Genomic DNA, 14,491 nt, shown 5'->3' on the forward strand with positions numbered 1-14,491 from the left:
AATTCCTCCGTTTGCCCTGAGCTTGTCGAAGGGCCGTTTTTCTTTGCGGAGGGCGAAGAAAAGAACGGTGCTTCGACAAGCTCAGCACGAACGGGTTTGGGTAAGGAGAGAGACGATGGATTTCGACCGCGACTATGCGATGCTGATCGGCGGCAAGCTCGACGGCGGCGGCGGCCGCTTCGACGTGCTCAACCCCGCGACCGAAGGCGTGATCGGCACTGCTCCCGACGCGACGCCCGACGATCTCGACCGCGCCATCGCAGCTGCGCGTGCCGCTTTCCCCGGCTGGGCTGCGACACCGATCGCCGATCGCAAGGCGGCGCTGAACGCGATGGGGCAGGCGGTGCTCGCCAACGCCGACGCCTTCAAGCGCCTGCTCACCGCCGAACAGGGCAAGCCGCATAGCGAGGCGGAGGGCGAAGTCATCGGCGCGGGTTACTGGCTGATGGGCGCAGCGAGCCTCGATTTGCCGGTGACGGTCAACGAGGACAGCGACGAGCGGTATAGCGAGACGCGCCGCGTCCCGCTCGGCGTCGTCGGCGCGATTTCGCCGTGGAACTTCCCGCTGCTGCTCGCGATGTTCAAGGTCGGTCCGGCGCTGCTTGCGGGCAATGCGATGGTGCTCAAACCCTCGCCCTTCACCCCGCTCACGACGCTGAAGTTTGGCGAGCTGGTCAAGGACATGCTCCCGCCGGGCGTGCTCAATATCGTGACCGGCGGCGATGCGCTGGGACCGTGGATGACGGGCCACAAGGGCTTCGACAAGATCAGCTTCACCGGCTCAACCGCGACCGGGCGGCGCGTGATGGAGTCGGCGGCGCCGACGCTCAAGCGTGTGACGCTCGAACTCGGCGGCAACGACGCCGCGATCGTCATGCCCGACGTCGATGTCGAAAAGGTCGCAGAGGATCTGTTCTGGGCGGCGTTCCGCAACAACGGCCAGATCTGCATCGCGACCAAGCGCATGTATGTGCACAAGGACATCTACGAAGAACTCAGGGATGCGCTTGTCGCCTATGCAAAGACGGTGAAGGTCGGCGACGGGGCGCAACAGGGAACGCAGATCGGCCCGATCAACAATGAGCCGCAGTACCGCCGTGTGCTCGACCTCATTCAGGACGCCAAGGACAAGGGCTACAAATTCCTCGTCGGCGGCGAAGCAGCCGGCGTGCCGGGTTATTTCGTCCCCGTCACCATCCTCGACAACCCGCCCGAAGACAGCCGGATCGTCCAGGAGGAGCAGTTCGGGCCGGTGCTGCCGCTGATCAAGTTCGACGATTATGACGATGTCGTCGCGCGCGCCAACGCCACCGAATATGGTCTTGGCGGATCGGTCTGGGGCGCGGACGAGGATAGGGCCTTTGACATTGCGCAGCGCATCGCGAGCGGGACGGTGTGGGTCAATGAAACCCAGCACCTCTCCCCCACCGCGGCCTTTGGAGGCATGAAGCAGTCGGGCGTCGGCGTGGAGGGAGGCGTCGAAGGCCTGTTGGAATATACCAGCGCCCAAACCATCGTTCGCAGGAAAAAGCCTCACGCCAAGGTCTGAACCACGTATTTCCGCTTGTTTCCGCGCCGCCGGCTTGTCGGAATGCGCAAACAGGCCGCGAAAAACGACCGGTCCCCGCTGCGGCCGGCGCTTTGCGGCAAGGCGGGCGGCCCGCCATCACGCCCAAGCCGCGACGGCGATGGCCGCTGTATTTTTCGTCATTGCAGGCGGCGGCTGCCCTTTTTGGCGTCATTCTCGATTGCCAGCACGATGCCGACGCAGGTCATGATCGTCAGCATCGACGACCCGCCATAGGAAAAGAGCGGCAACGGGATGCCCACGACAGGGGCAAGGCCCATCACCATCATCAGGTTGATCGCGATGTAGAAGAAGATCGTCATCGTCAGCCCGGTCGCGGTCAGCTGGCCGAAGCGCGTCCGTGCATTCAGTGCGACGCGCGTCGACCAGCGGAGCAGCAGGAAAAAACCGAGCAGCAGTCCAAGCCCGCCGATCAGCCCCCATTCCTCGGCCATTGTCGCGAAGATGAAGTCGGTGTGTCCCTCGGGCAGATAGTCGAGGTGGCTTTGCGAGCCGTTGAGGAAGCCCTTGCCGCCGATGCCGCCCGACCCGATCGCGATCTTCGACTGGCTGATATGATAGCCGGCGCCGAGCGGATCGCTCTCCGGGTCGAGGAAGATCAGCACGCGCTTTTGCTGATAGTCGTGGAGCAGCGAAAAAAGCACGGGCAGCGCGGCGGCGCCCGCGGCGGCGGCGCTGCCGAACCACCAGAAGGGCAGGCCCGACACGAACATAACGATCACCCCGCCGACACAGATCGCGAGTGCGGTGCCGAGGTCGGGCTGGAGCATCACGAGGGCCGCGGGCAGGCCGATCAGCATCAGCGCGGGCCACAAGGCGGTCCATGTTCTGGTGCTGCCGGGCGGCAACTGGGAATAGAAGCGTGCGAGCGCGAGCACGATCGCGACCTTCATCAACTCCGAGGGCTGGAGGTTCATGAAGCCGAGGTTGAGCCAGCGCTGGCTGCCTCCACCGACGAAGCCGAGCAATTCGACCGCGACCAGCAGGATCAGCACGCCAATATAGCCGAGATAGGCGAAATCCTCGAATATCCGGATCGGAAAGCGGCCGATGACGAGCGCGACGCCGAGGAAGACGAGGAAGCGCACGCCCTGTTGCCACGCCCAAGGCGACCAGCTGCCGCCCGCCGCCGAATAGAGGACGAGCAGGCCGAAACCGGTGATGCCGGACAGAATCGCGATCAGTTTCCAGGGAATGCGCTGGATGGCGGGCGGGACGGGAATCATTGCGGCACTCCCGGGTCGGGGTCGCTCGACGCGCCCGATCTCCACGCCGCATAGTCGCGGTCCATGCGTTCCTTGATCGTGCCGCCCCAGCCGGCCTCGAACGTCTCGAGCGCCTCCATCGCCTTGTCGCGGTCGTAGAGGAAGGTCATGAAATCCTTGGCGACCGGCGCCGCGGCGCGGCTGCCCCCCATGCCATGCTCGATGACGATGCCCGCCGCATATTTGGGTTTGTCGACCGGCGCGAAGCAGATGAACAAGCCGTGATCGCGAAATCGCCACGACCCGCCCTTGCCGTTTCCGGTGTTGAGTCCGCGCACCTGCGCGGTACCGGTCTTGCCCGCCATCGCGATGCCGTCGAGCGGCAGGCGGCTGCGCCCGGCGGTCCCGCCGGGACCGTTGACGACAAGGTCCATGCCGTGCCGCGCTACGGCCATGGCATCGGGCGAGAAGGGCAGGGCTTCGTTCTTGAACTCGCGCCTGACGAGGCGCGGATAGAGCCGGCGGCCCGAGGCGATGCGCGCCGCCATCACCGCGAGCTGGAGCGGATTGACGCTGACATAGCCCTGCCCGATCACCGCGTTGAGCGAGTCCGACGCCGACCAGGGCTGGTCGTATTTCTTCATCTTCCACGCGCTGTCGGGGATGGTGCCGTATCGCTGGTTGCTGCCCGCGAGCTGGAATTCCTCGCCCAGCCCCAAGAGCCGCGCGGTCGGCGCGATCGCGTCATAGCCCAGCCGGTGCGCCAGCCAGTAGAAATAGCTGTTGCAGCTCTTCATGATCGCGGTCGGCATGTCGACGCTTCCGTGCGTGCCGAGGCAGCGGAAGAAGCGGCTGCCGAGCCGGTAGCCGCCGATGCAGGTGTGGCGCTCGCTGGGGTCAACGCCATGCTCGATCGCCGCGATCGCCGCCATCGGTTTCAGCGTCGATCCGGGCGGATAGAGACCGCGCGTCGCCTTGTTGATCAGCGGCTGGTGATCGTCGGCGCGCAGCCAGGCGTATTCGCTGTTGCTGATCCCGTCCGAGAAACTGTTCGGATCGAAGCTGGGCATCGAGACGAAGGACAATATGTCGCCATTCTCGCAGTCGATGACGACCGCCGCGCCCGACTCGCGCCCCATCCGCCGCGCGACATATTCCTGCAGATCGGCGTCGATCGTCAGATGGACGGTCTTGCCCTGGATGTCGGACTTGGTGTCGAGGTCGCGCACGACCTTGCCGCGCGCGGTGACCTCGACGCGCTTCGCACCGGGCTGGCCCTTCAGCAGCGGCTGGAAATATTTCTCCAGCCCGTCCTTGCCGATCCTGTACCCCGGCGTGATGTACAGCGGGTCCTTGTCCTTCTGATATTCCTCCGCATTGGGCGCGCCGACATAGCCGATCAGATGGCCGACCGCGGCGCCGGTCGGGTAGTTGCGCGCAAAGCCGCGCTGCGGCGCGACGCCGGGCAGGTCGGGCAGGCGGACGAGAATCGACGCATAATCGCCTTCCGACAGATTTTCGGCGACCGCCACCGGCTGGAAACCCGAGGCCGCCTGGAGGTCGCGGTTGATCCGTTCCATCGCGTCGCCGTCGAGCCGTAGCAGCGTGCGCAACTGCCCAAGCACGAATTCCTTGTTGTGCAGCCGGTCGGGGATGATGTCGATGCGCAGCGATACGCGGTTGTTCGCCAGCGCCTTGCCGTTCCGGTCGACGATCCAGCCGCGCCGCGGCGGAATCAGCGTCAGATTGACCCGGTTGCTTTCGGATTCGAGCACATAGCGGTCGTTGTCGATGATCGAAATATAGGCCATGCGCGCCGCCAGCGCCGCGCCGATGACCATCTGGCCGCCGCCGACCAGCAGCGCGCGGCGCGTGAAGGTCATGCCCCTCCAGGCTTCGGTGATCGGCGGACTCTTCTTGCGCGGCATCGGGGCGGATTCGATCTATCGGCGTTTCAGGCGGAAATTGTCCAGCATTCCCGTCAAACGCATGAAAAGGGGCACGAGCAGCGCCGACACGACGATCTGCGGCGCGACGAGTCCCAGCACCTTGCCCGGGTGGGCGTCGGGATGCGCGATGAGCGCCGCGAAGCCCTGCACCAGCGCGACGAGCAACGCGGCGATCGCCCAGTCGTGCAGGAAGCCGCGCCAATAGATGCGCTGCGCGAAATATTGGATCGCGATGCCGGCAAAGGTCCACAGCGCGATCGCCGAACCGATCGGCGCGCCGCTGAACAGGTCGTCCCACAGTCCGAGCGGCAGGCCGATCCACACCGGCCAGAGCTCGATGCGCAGCAACTGCCAGCACAGGAAGAACAGCAGGCCGAGGGGCGGCAGCACCGGCGAACTGGCGACCATCGGCAGCATCAGCGGCAGCGCCGACGCGATCATCACGCTCGCCACCGGTACGGCGCGCATCCGCCACAGCGATGCGGGTTCGCCGAGCCGGCGCGTGTCGGCGCGGTTCATGGCCGGGATGCCGGGGCGGGCGCCGCCTGCGCCTCGATATTGTCGGGTGTATAGGGGCGCAGCACCGCGACCGCATCGACCTTGGCCGGGTCAGCGAGCGGGCGGGCGAGGGCGCCGTCGGCGGTCCGCCGCACGACGATCGCGACCGGGATATTGGGCGGATAGAGCCCGCCGGTGCCCGAGGTGACGAGAATGTCACCCGGCTTGAACGGGTTGTTGGCGATGTTGAGCGTGCGGATGTCGAGGTCGCCGTTGCCGCGCCCGTTGGCGAGCGCGGGCAAGCCGTCGCGCGCGCGGCGGATCGGCACGATATTGTCGATGTCGGTGAGCAGCAGCACCTGCGACACCGACGGCCCGCTCGACAGCACGCGCCCGATCAGCCCGTCGGCGCCGCGCACCGGCTGGCCTGCCGAGACGCCGAGGTTGCGGCCGATGCTGAGCAACGCGATGCGCTTGCTGCTCGTCGAGGTCGAGGTGAGCAGATAGCCGTTGGCAAAGGCGGCCTTGTCGGTCTCCTGCAGCTTCAGCAGGGCCTTGAGCTGGCGATTCTCTTCCTGCAACGCGCTCGTCGCCACCAGTTGCCGCCGCGTCTCGGCGAGTTCCTTGCGCAGCTGGGCGATTCTGCGATCCGGCGCCCACATAGGCCGACACCGCGTCGTCGATGCCCGAGATCGACCCGATGACCGATCGGCTGCCGCGCGCGACGGGCGCGGTGACCTCGTGGCTCGCGACGCGCAGCGCCGCGAAGCCCACGGGGTCGGCAACCGACAGGATCGCCAGCAACAGCCCCGCCACCGCCCCGGTCACCGCGATGACATAGGCGACGAACAGGCTCGTCTGGGCCTTTCGGGATTGCCCCGGACGCCGAGCTGCCGGGCGGACCATGGCGCGATGCTATCCGATCAGGCTTGCTGGAGCACGCCGCGGAAGGCGGGGTCCTCCATCGCGCGGCCGGTGCCGATCGCGACGCAGGTCAGCGGGTCGTCGGCCACCGTCACCGGCAGGCCGGTCGCATCCTTCAGCAATTCGTCGAGCTCGGCGATCAGCGCGCCGCCGCCGGTCAGGACGATGCCCTGATCGACGATGTCGGCGGCGAGTTCGGGGGCGGTGTTCTCGAGCGCGATGCGCACGCCCTCGACGATCGTGCCGATCGGTTCGGACAGCGCCTCGGCGATCTGCGCCTGGTTGATCGAGATTTCCTTGGGCACGCCGTTGACGAGGTCGCGGCCCTTGATGTGGATCGTCAGGCCGGTGCCGTCGGCGGGGATGCGCGCGATGCCGAAATCCTTCTTGATCCGCTCGGCGGTGGTTTCGCCGATCAGCAGGTTGTGGTGGCGGCGGACATAGGAAACGATTGCTTCGTCCATCTTGTCGCCCCCGGCGCGGACCGAGGTGGTGTAGGCGAGGCCGCGCAAGCTGAGCACCGCGACTTCGGTGGTGCCGCCGCCGATATCGACGACCATCGACCCGATGGGTTCGGTCACCGGCATGTCGGCGCCGATCGCCGCGGCCATCGGCTCCTCGATCAGCCACACTTCGCTGGCGCCCGCGTTCGAGGCGGCGTCGCGGATCGCGCGGCGCTCGACGCTGGTCGAGCCCGAGGGAACGCAGATCACGATTTCGGGGCTGCGGAAGGCGTTGGGCTTGCCGCCATGCACCTTGGTGATGAAATGCTTGATCATCTGTTCGGCGACGTCGATGTCGGCGATCACGCCGTCGCGCAGCGGGCGGATCGCCTCGATGCTGTCGGGGGTCTTGCCCATCATCAGCTTGGCGTCGTCCCCGACCGCCTTGACCCGCTTCACCCCGTTGATCGTCTCGACCGCGACGACCGAAGGTTCGTTCAGCACGATGCCCTTGCCGCGCACATAGACGACCGTGTTGGCGGTGCCGAGGTCGATCGCCATGTCTTGGGAATTGAACTTAAGCCAACGCGAGAAAAAGGACATTGATGGTCATTCCTGTACTGCGCGCGAACGGGCCGCCCCGCCGCCGGATGAAAGGCGCTTTCCCGTCCGCGGGCAGGACCAAATCTGGGGGAGATTCCGGCTCTGCCGGGAGGGCGGCGGGCTGGATGGAAAGATCGGGCTGTGCGGGTGGGTCGCGATTTGCGTCCGACTGCGCTAGGAGAGCAATTATGTCAATACGCCGCCTGCCCGAAACCCTCGTAAATCGGATCGCAGCCGGTGAAGTGGTTGAAAGACCGGCTGCGGCGCTCAAAGAACTGGTTGAAAACGCGATCGACGCCGGTTCGACGCGCATTTCGGTGCGAATCGCCGATGGCGGAATCGCGCGAATCGAGGTCGAGGACGACGGGTCGGGAATGACCCCCGCCGACATGGAACTGGCGCTCGAACGGCATGCCACCTCGAAGCTGCCGGGCGACGCGATCGAGCGCGTCACCACGCTCGGTTTCCGCGGCGAGGCGCTGCCCTCGATCGCTAGCGTCGCCCGGCTGACGCTCGAAAGCCGGATGCCCGGCGGCGACGGCTGGAAACGCATCGTCGACAATGGCGCGCTTGTTGCCGAAGGGCCCGCTGCGCTGGCGAAAGGGACCCGCGTCCTCGTCGAGGATCTGTTCGCGCGCCTCCCCGCGCGCCGCAAATTCCTGCGCAGCCCACGCAGCGAATATGCCGCGTGCCTCGATGCCGTGAAGCGCCTCGCGATGGCGAACCCGGACATCGGCTTCTCCATGGAGCATGACGGGCGCCGCGTCCTCGACGTGCAGGGCGCGCAGGACCGTCTGGCGCGCGTCGCGGCGCTGACCAGCCGCGATCTCGCCGCGAACAGCATCGGAGTCGATCTCGACCGCGGCGAGGTGCATCTTGGCGGCGTGATCAGCCTGCCGACCTACAATCGCGGCGTGTCGGACCATCAATATCTGTTCGTCAACGGCCGTCCGGTGAAGGACCGGCTGCTCGTCGGCGCATTGCGCGGTGCCTATGCCGACCTGCTCGCGCGCGATCGCCACCCGGTCGTCGCGCTCTTCCTCGACGTGCCGGCGACTGAGGTCGACGTGAACGTCCACCCGGCGAAGACCGAGGTTCGCTTTCGTGACCCGCAACTCGTTCGCGGCATGATCGTCGGCGGCCTCCGCCGCGCGCTCGACGAGCATGGCTTTCGCAGCGTGCAGCGCCCTGCCGAGGCGGCGCTGGCCGCCTGGCAGCAGGAACCGGTCGCCCCCGCGCCGGCTGACCGGCTTCCTGTTCGGCAGTGCGCCGCGCCGCGAACCCGCCGTGCATCTGTTCGGCGCCGACACGGTGCCCGCCGCCGACGACATCGCGCGTGTCTACGACCGGCTCGTGCCCTTCACCCAGTCGCCCGCGCCGCTCGCGGGCCGCGCCGAGGTCGCGGATGCGCCGGTCCCGCAGGGCGAGGCGCATCCGCTCGGCATCGCGCGGGGCCAGATCGCCAGGACCTATATCGTCGCGGAGGCTGAGGACGGGCTGGTGATCGTCGACCAGCATGCCGCGCACGAACGCCTCGTGCTTGAACAATTGCGCCAGGGAATGGCGGGCAGGGCGGTGCCGTCGCAGGGCCTGCTGCTGCCCGAGGTCGTCGAACTCGACGAACCCGCCTGCGACCGGCTCGAGGCGGCGGCTGGCGAACTTGCCGTGCTCGGCGTCGAACTCGAACGCTTCGGCCCCGCCGCGGTGATGGTGCGCGCGACCCCGCGATGCTCGGCAATATCGACTGCCACAAGCTGGTCACCGACATCGCCGACGATCTCGCGGGTTATGATGCCGCGCTCGGCCTCAACGAAAAACTCGAACTGGTCGCCGCGACCATGGCCTGCCACGGCTCGGTCCGCGCCGGACGCACGCTGAATGTCGCCGAAATGAACGCCCTGCTGCGGCAGATGGAGATCACGCCGCACTCGGGCCAGTGCAACCACGGTCGCCCGACCTGGGTGAAGCTGGCCATGGACGATGTGGAACGGCTGTTCGGGCGGAAATGATCGTCAGACGATGATTTCGAGAAAGGCGATCTTGTCGCTTTCGACGATGAAGATATGCCGCAGGTCGATTTCGCCGCCCGGAAAATCGCCGACAAGATGGCAAGTGACGACCGTCTTGCCATCCGCCTCGGTGAGCGCGACGGGTGTGCTGGTGTAGCTGTATTTGCTCGACGTTCCGGCTTTCCATGCGCCGATTTCGGCCTTGCCGCGGTGCGTGCGTCCTTCGTCCTTCACCACGGCATCGTCGGTGAAGCAGGCCGCAACGGCGGCGTCGTCGGATCGGTCGGCAGCGAAATAGGCGGCGATCGGCGGCGGCAGGGTGATGGACATGGGGCGACTCCTCGATTGCTTGGCCGCCCAGATGATTTTACACTGGCAAAAGCGCAAGAACGCACGAAAAAGTCAGGTACTTACCCATGAGTAAGCTCGCATATACGGCGATGACCGCCGCCAACGGGGTGGAACAGGCGTTCGGGATGCTCGAAGGGCGGTGGAAGCTGGTGATCCTGTTCCATCTTTTCGGTGGCGGGCTGAAGCGCTTTTCCGAACTGGAGCGCGCGATTCCGGGCATCTCGCAAAAGATGCTGATCCAGCAGTTGCGCCAGATGGAAAGCGACGGCATCGTGCGCCGGATCGTCCACCAGCAGGTGCCGCCGAAGGTCGAATATGGCGTGACCGACTGGGGGCAGGCACTGTGCCCGGCGCTCGATGCGATATTGACGTGGGCGGAGCAGCGGCCCGGAACCAAAACGGCGGAGGCACGGGTATGAAGAACGGGCTGTGGATCGGGGCGGTGGCCGCTGCCGGCTTGCTGTTGGCTCGGCGCGACCGCGGCCGCCGAGCCCGAAGGTAAGTCCGCCCCCGCCTGTCCCGCCGAGCCCGTGCTGCCGGAGGGGCTCGCAGGTTGGGCGAAGGGCGGTTCGAACAAGACGATGTCGCGATACCGGGCCGGACCGATGGCCGATTGGCCGCCGCTGGACGACCGGCGGACCGGATTGTCGCTGCACAAGGCAGAACGGCTGACATATTGGACGCCGCCCGAACGGGCGGCCGATGCGGGAAAATATGGCGGGATGGTACCGGTCTCGGTCGAGCGGGAAGGGCGGCTGATCGTTGCGCTCGACCGCGGAGCATGGCTCGATCTCGTTCGCGACGGGACTATCGTCCCGTCTGCGGCGCACGGCCATGGTCCCGCCTGTTCGGGAATCCGCAAGATGGTCGAATATGAGGTGACGCCCGGCCGCTATCTGCTGCAGATTTCGAACGCGCCGGAGTCGTCGATCCGCGCGATGGCGGTTATGCGCGATTGATCAGCGCGGCAGGCGTTTCACAAGGACGCCGGTCGCATCGCTCGCCAGCGGCGCGACGCCGATCAGCGCCATCAACAGCGGATAGACCTCGATATTGTCGACGATCCCGACGTCGCCCGTCAGCCCGGTGCCGCTGGCGACGAACAGCGCCAGCATCTCGGGGTCCTGATTGTCATAGCCGTGCGCGCCGCCGGTGACGGGCCAGGCGGGCGGCCCGGCAAGGATCGTCCAGCCCGGCTCGGCGATGCAGATGATCGCCGCGACGCGCGGGTTGCGGCCATAGTGCAGCCGCTCGGGCAGTTCCTCCCGGCGCGCGCAGTTCATATGCTCGTGCGGTTTCAGCAGCGCGTCGTGGACCCGGTTGTCGGTCGCGGCGGCGGGCTCGATCGCGGCATAGGGACCGGTTTCGACCGCGATGATGCTGGGCAGGTCGATCAGGTCGGCGAGCTGGATCACGCGGCTCTCGTCGGTCGCGCGCATGCCATGGTCGGCGACGACGATGAGGCGCGCGGGCTGGTCCATCGCGGCGAGTCCCGCGACCAGATCGCCGATCCGGGCATCCACGTCGGCGATGGCGGCGTTCACCTCGGTGCTGTCGGGACCGAATTCATGCCCCGCATTGTCGACCGCCTCGAAATAAAGGGTCACGAAGGCGGGGCGGATATCGGCGGGGCGGCGTATCCAGTCGAGGATGGTGTTGATGCGCTGGGTATAGCTGACATGCTCGTCGTAGCGCAGCCAGTCGGGTGGGCGCGACGCGTGGATCGACACCTCGCTGCCCGGCCAGAACATCGTCGCGCTGCGCACCCCCGCCTTGCCCGCCGTCACCCAGGTCGGCTCGGCCTCGTCCCACCAGAAGGGATCGAGCGATTGTTTCGGATCGCCGAGGCTGAACTTCACGCCGGGCTAGGCGCGGGTCGATCATCGCATTGCCGACGATGCCGTTGCTGTCGGGCCGCTTGCCGGTGACCAGCGCATAATGATTGGGAAAGGTCTTGGTCGGAAAGGAAGGACGCAGCTTGCCATAAGCCCCTTCCGCGGCCAGCTTCGACAGATGGGGTGTGATGCCGCGACCGAGATAGTCGGCGCGGAATCCGTCGATCGAGATCAGGATCGTGACCGGTGCCCGTGGGCCGCTTTCGCCGGCGCGCGCGGGCCCGGCGCCGCCCAGCAGAAACGCGATCAGGAGACCGAGGACGCGGGTCATGCCATCCTGATCCCGGCGACGCCATTCTCGACCACGCCCGTCGCGCGTTTCGACAGCGTGTTGACGGGCGTGGTGACCTTGTCGACGACCATGAAATGCGTCTGCCACGCCTCGCGCCCCACCTCGCAGACCAGATAGCCGCGCAGATCGTTCGCGAATTTCAGTTCGGGATTGAGCTGGAGCCAGTCGTCGGTGCCCTGTCGTTTGTCGCTGCCGTCGCCGCCCGACGAGATCGAGGTCGCGACGAATTCGGCGCCGACCACCTTGTCCTTCAGCACCAGGTCGCCGCAGAAATTCTGATGCTCGTCGCCGGTCAGCACCACGCAATTCTTGAGGCCCGCGAAGCGCGACAGGATGCGCTCGCGCGGCGCCTCGTACCCCGCCCAGCTGTCGAGGTTCAGGATCTTCGCGGGTTCGTCGGGCTTGCGGCGGCGATCGAGCGACATCATCGTCACCTGCTGCGCGATCGTGTTCCACGTCGCTCCGCCCCTGGCAAGGTTGCGCGCTAGCCAATCCTCCTGCGCCTTGCCGAGCACCTGCGCGTCCTTGCCGGAGACTTCGGCGCAGGCGGGTTTGAAGCCGTCGCCGCACGGCTGATCGCTGCGATATTGCCGCGTGTCGAGCAGCTGCATCGCCATCAGGTCGCCATATCGGAACTCGCGGTGCGCGGCTACCATGCCGCCGCGCGGGAGCAGCGCCTTGCGCACCGGCATATGCTCGTACCAGGCCTGCATCGCCGCCTGCTTCTTGAGCATGAAGACCTCGGGCGGCGCCGCGTCGGGATCGTTGCCGTCGAGCCCCATCTTCCAATTGTCGATGTCGGACACCCAGTCGTTGCGGATCTCGTGATCGTCGAAGCTCGACAGGTGAGCATGCACCGACCGCACCGCCTGCTGGTCGATGTCGAGCAGCGTCTGGGCATAGGCGTTCCGGAAATCGTCGAGGTCGATCAGCGCGCGCTGCGCATAGCGGCGCACCGGGCGGATCGGCAGGCCGCTGTCGTACAGATAGTCCTGCTGATATTCATAGATGAAGTCGCCATAATGATAGACGAAGGCGAGTTCCTCGCGGGCGAGATGGCGGTAGGCGCCGTAAAAGCCCGACTCATAATGCTGGCATCCGGCGACCCCGAATTTCAGCGCCTCGACCTTGGCGCCCGGCGCGGGCAGGGTGCGCGCGCGGCCGCGCAGGCTGCGCTCGCCCGCTGCGGTAAAGCGGTAATAATAGGGGCGGTCGGGCTGCAGCCCGGCGATCTCGACATGGACGCTGTGCCCGAGCTCGGGCCGCGCCAGTTCGGTCCCCTTGGCGACGACGTCGCGGAATCCCGTGTCGCTCGCGACTTCCCAGTCGACCGGCACATTGGCCAGCGGCATGCCGCCGTGCCGTTCCATCGGTTCCGGGGCGAGACGCGTCCAGATGACGAAGCCGTCGCTCGCCGGATCGCCCGCCGCGACGCCGAGCTTGAACGGAAAGTCGCGAAGCAGGCCCTGAGCGCGGACGATCGCGGGTGCGGCCAGCCCGGCGAGCGTCGCACCGGCCAGAAACGAGCGGCGGTTAAACATGGCAGTTCCCATTATCTGATGATTCGTTGTCCACGGGGCATAGCCCAGCAAGGTGCGAATCCCAATGTGCGGGGATCGTGACAACAGGGTTGCAGCGCGGCGCGCGATCGGGCTTGCGGCGCGCCCGTCTTTCTGAAACACAGCATGTATCTATCCGGGGGGAAAGATCATGATCCTGTTGCCGAATTTTCGTGCCGCGCTCGCCGTTGCGGGGGCTGCGGCGCTCGCCGCGCTGACGCCGATGGCGGCCGCCGCCACCACCGCGCCGAGCGCCGCCGCCGACCAGGTTGCGATCGAGGCGCGGCGCGCGGCGGCAGAGCGGCTGATGACGTCGATGAAGCGCCAGACGGGGACGGTGCATATCGCCTCGGCCAACGCCGACCTCAATTTGGGCGACGCCTATTATTTCGTCGGGCCGGAGGATGCGCGCACGATCCTGGTCGATGTCTGGCGCAACCCGCCGGGTTCCGCGACCGGCGTGCTCGGCATGGTCTTTCCCAAGGGCAAGAGTTTCGTCGACGACACCTGGTCGGCGGTGATCACCTTCGAGGACACGGGCTATGTGTCCGACAAGGATGCCAAGACCATCGACTACAACGAGATGCTGGCGAACATGAAGGCCGCCGACGAGGAACAGGCGCCGATCACCCGCGCCGAAGGCTATCCGGCGGGCATATTGCAGCGCTGGGCGCAGGCACCGACCTATGACGCGCAGAATCATTCGCTGGTCTGGGCGCGCGACATCAAGTTCGACGGCTCGACCGAGGACACGCTCAACTACGATATCCGCCTGCTCGGCCGTTCGGGCGTGCTCAGCATGAACATCCTCGCGGGCATGAGCCAGCTGGGCGAAGTGCACGAGGCCGCCAAGACCTTCGCCAATGTCGGCAGCTTCCGCACCGGCGCCCGCTACGCCGATTATAATCCGTCGACCGACAAAAAGGCCGAATATGGCCTCGCGGGACTGGTCGCGGCTAGGCGGCGCCGCGGCGGTGGCGAAGAAGGTCGGGCTTTTCGCGGTGATCGCCAAGTTCGGCAAGTTCATCCTGATCGGCATCGTCGCGCTGTTCGCGGCGTTCCGCAACGCGATCGGCGGGTTGTTCGGCCGCAAGCCCGCGCTCGACGCCGCCGAATGGCAGGACGAGAGCCATGCCGCCGCGCCTTCCGTCGTCGATGCGGACGATGATCCGGTC

The 14,491-nt window shown here is 66.5% G+C and carries 13 protein-coding genes and 2 pseudogenes; 6 read left to right on the plus strand and 9 right to left on the minus strand.

All coding sequences use genetic code 11. The features are described 5' to 3' along the window. Positions 1 to 115: 115 nt before the first annotated feature. Positions 116 to 1,549 carry an aldehyde dehydrogenase family protein gene (locus N0A20_RS04185; protein ID WP_260582739.1) on the plus strand — a complete coding sequence of 478 codons (1,434 nt, stop codon included), beginning with the start codon at positions 116 to 118 and terminating at the stop codon, positions 1,547 to 1,549. Between the two features lie 158 nt (positions 1,550 to 1,707). Here N0A20_RS04185 and rodA read toward each other — a convergent pair whose 3' ends face one another. Genes rodA through mreC form a run of 4 tightly spaced genes read right to left on the minus strand, consistent with a single transcriptional unit; the run spans position 1,708 to position 5,902 of the window. Then, complete coding sequence (gene rodA, locus N0A20_RS04190; protein ID WP_260582740.1) at positions 1,708 to 2,814, minus strand: rod shape-determining protein RodA; 1,107 nt, start codon at positions 2,812 to 2,814, stop codon at positions 1,708 to 1,710. Beyond that, the gene (gene mrdA / locus N0A20_RS04195) at positions 2,811 to 4,721 is read right to left on the minus strand and encodes a penicillin-binding protein 2 (protein WP_260582741.1); all 1,911 of its coding nucleotides are present in this window, start codon (positions 4,719 to 4,721) and stop codon (positions 2,811 to 2,813) included. Before mrdA ends, rodA begins: the two co-directional genes overlap by 4 nt. A 15-nt stretch (positions 4,722 to 4,736) precedes the next feature. Continuing rightward, complete coding sequence (locus N0A20_RS04200; RefSeq protein WP_260582742.1) at positions 4,737 to 5,261, minus strand: rod shape-determining protein MreD; 525 nt, start codon at positions 5,259 to 5,261, stop codon at positions 4,737 to 4,739. Next, positions 5,258 to 5,902: a rod shape-determining protein MreC gene (mreC, locus tag N0A20_RS04205; RefSeq protein WP_260582743.1), complete on the minus strand. Its 645-nt coding sequence runs from the start codon at positions 5,900 to 5,902 to the stop codon at positions 5,258 to 5,260. The genes N0A20_RS04200 and mreC overlap by 4 nt, the downstream gene beginning before the upstream one ends. A gap of 20 nt (positions 5,903 to 5,922) precedes the next feature. On the opposite strand from mreC, the gene N0A20_RS04210 reads away from it, so the two are divergent. Next, complete coding sequence (locus N0A20_RS04210; protein WP_260582744.1) at positions 5,923 to 6,081, plus strand: hypothetical protein; 159 nt, start codon at positions 5,923 to 5,925, stop codon at positions 6,079 to 6,081. An 82-nt stretch (positions 6,082 to 6,163) separates the two neighbouring features. Here N0A20_RS04210 and N0A20_RS04215 read toward each other — a convergent pair whose 3' ends face one another. Beyond that, complete coding sequence (locus tag N0A20_RS04215) at positions 6,164 to 7,210, minus strand: rod shape-determining protein (RefSeq protein ID WP_260582745.1); 1,047 nt, start codon at positions 7,208 to 7,210, stop codon at positions 6,164 to 6,166. 188 nt (positions 7,211 to 7,398) lie between these two features. On the opposite strand from N0A20_RS04215, the pseudogene mutL reads away from it, so the two are divergent. Next, a pseudogene (mutL, locus tag N0A20_RS04220) lies at positions 7,399 to 9,219 on the plus strand (DNA mismatch repair endonuclease MutL). A gap of 3 nt (positions 9,220 to 9,222) precedes the next feature. On the opposite strand, the gene N0A20_RS04225 reads toward mutL, so the two are convergent. Continuing rightward, on the minus strand, positions 9,223 to 9,549 hold the full coding sequence (locus N0A20_RS04225; RefSeq protein WP_260582746.1) for a nuclear transport factor 2 family protein: 327 nt from the start codon (positions 9,547 to 9,549) through the stop codon (positions 9,223 to 9,225). Positions 9,550 to 9,635: 86 nt separating this feature from the next. Between N0A20_RS04225 and N0A20_RS04230 the strand changes: the two genes are divergently transcribed. Together N0A20_RS04230 and N0A20_RS04235 are read left to right on the plus strand one after the other, a co-directional pair. After that, positions 9,636 to 9,989 carry a winged helix-turn-helix transcriptional regulator gene (locus N0A20_RS04230; RefSeq protein ID WP_260582747.1) on the plus strand — a complete coding sequence of 118 codons (354 nt, stop codon included), beginning with the start codon at positions 9,636 to 9,638 and terminating at the stop codon, positions 9,987 to 9,989. A gap of 186 nt (positions 9,990 to 10,175) precedes the next feature. After that, the gene (locus N0A20_RS04235; protein ID WP_260582748.1) at positions 10,176 to 10,529 is read left to right on the plus strand and encodes a homogentisate 1,2-dioxygenase; all 354 of its coding nucleotides are present in this window, start codon (positions 10,176 to 10,178) and stop codon (positions 10,527 to 10,529) included. Here the strand turns inward: N0A20_RS04235 and N0A20_RS04240 are convergent, their stop codons facing one another. The 3 genes and pseudogenes from N0A20_RS04240 to N0A20_RS04250 form a co-directional block, all read right to left on the minus strand. After that, positions 10,530 to 11,429, minus strand: coding sequence for a nucleotide pyrophosphatase/phosphodiesterase family protein (locus N0A20_RS04240; protein WP_260582749.1), 900 nt, complete (start codon positions 11,427 to 11,429; stop codon positions 10,530 to 10,532). A 37-nt stretch (positions 11,430 to 11,466) separates the two neighbouring features. Continuing rightward, positions 11,467 to 11,736 (minus strand): annotated as a pseudogene (locus N0A20_RS04245) (alkaline phosphatase family protein); the annotation flags it as partial. Next, positions 11,733 to 13,298 carry an alkaline phosphatase D family protein gene (locus tag N0A20_RS04250; protein ID WP_260582750.1) on the minus strand — a complete coding sequence of 522 codons (1,566 nt, stop codon included), beginning with the start codon at positions 13,296 to 13,298 and terminating at the stop codon, positions 11,733 to 11,735. The gene N0A20_RS04250 and the pseudogene N0A20_RS04245, both read right to left, overlap by 4 nt. 169 nt (positions 13,299 to 13,467) lie before the next feature. Between N0A20_RS04250 and N0A20_RS04255 the strand changes: the two genes are divergently transcribed. Next, positions 13,468 to 14,484: a DUF2167 domain-containing protein gene (locus N0A20_RS04255; protein WP_260582751.1), complete on the plus strand. Its 1,017-nt coding sequence runs from the start codon at positions 13,468 to 13,470 to the stop codon at positions 14,482 to 14,484. Positions 14,485 to 14,491: the final 7 nt, after the last annotated feature.

This window comes from Sphingopyxis sp. PET50, from assembly GCF_025244705.1.
Taxonomy (GTDB): Bacteria; Pseudomonadota; Alphaproteobacteria; order Sphingomonadales; family Sphingomonadaceae; genus Sphingopyxis.

Excerpts from the sequence above, each read along its gene's own strand:
- N0A20_RS04225 (WP_260582746.1), bottom strand. The coding sequence starts at position 9,549 with ATGTCCATCACCCTGCCGCCGCCGATCGCCGCCTATTTCGCTGCCGAC.
- N0A20_RS04210 (WP_260582744.1), top strand. The coding sequence starts at position 5,923 with ATGCCCGAGATCGACCCGATGACCGATCGGCTGCCGCGCGCGACGGGC.
- mreC (WP_260582743.1), bottom strand. The coding sequence starts at position 5,902 with ATGTGGGCGCCGGATCGCAGAATCGCCCAGCTGCGCAAGGAACTCGCC.
- N0A20_RS04215 (WP_260582745.1), bottom strand. The coding sequence starts at position 7,210 with ATGTCCTTTTTCTCGCGTTGGCTTAAGTTCAATTCCCAAGACATGGCG.
- N0A20_RS04250 (WP_260582750.1), bottom strand. The coding sequence starts at position 13,298 with ATGTTTAACCGCCGCTCGTTTCTGGCCGGTGCGACGCTCGCCGGGCTG.
- N0A20_RS04185 (WP_260582739.1), top strand. The coding sequence starts at position 116 with ATGGATTTCGACCGCGACTATGCGATGCTGATCGGCGGCAAGCTCGAC.
- rodA (WP_260582740.1), bottom strand. The coding sequence starts at position 2,814 with ATGATTCCCGTCCCGCCCGCCATCCAGCGCATTCCCTGGAAACTGATC.
- N0A20_RS04230 (WP_260582747.1), top strand. The coding sequence starts at position 9,636 with ATGAGTAAGCTCGCATATACGGCGATGACCGCCGCCAACGGGGTGGAA.
- N0A20_RS04235 (WP_260582748.1), top strand. The coding sequence starts at position 10,176 with ATGGCCGATTGGCCGCCGCTGGACGACCGGCGGACCGGATTGTCGCTG.
- N0A20_RS04200 (WP_260582742.1), bottom strand. The coding sequence starts at position 5,261 with ATGAACCGCGCCGACACGCGCCGGCTCGGCGAACCCGCATCGCTGTGG.
- mrdA (WP_260582741.1), bottom strand. The coding sequence starts at position 4,721 with ATGCCGCGCAAGAAGAGTCCGCCGATCACCGAAGCCTGGAGGGGCATG.
- N0A20_RS04255 (WP_260582751.1), top strand. The coding sequence starts at position 13,468 with ATGATCCTGTTGCCGAATTTTCGTGCCGCGCTCGCCGTTGCGGGGGCT.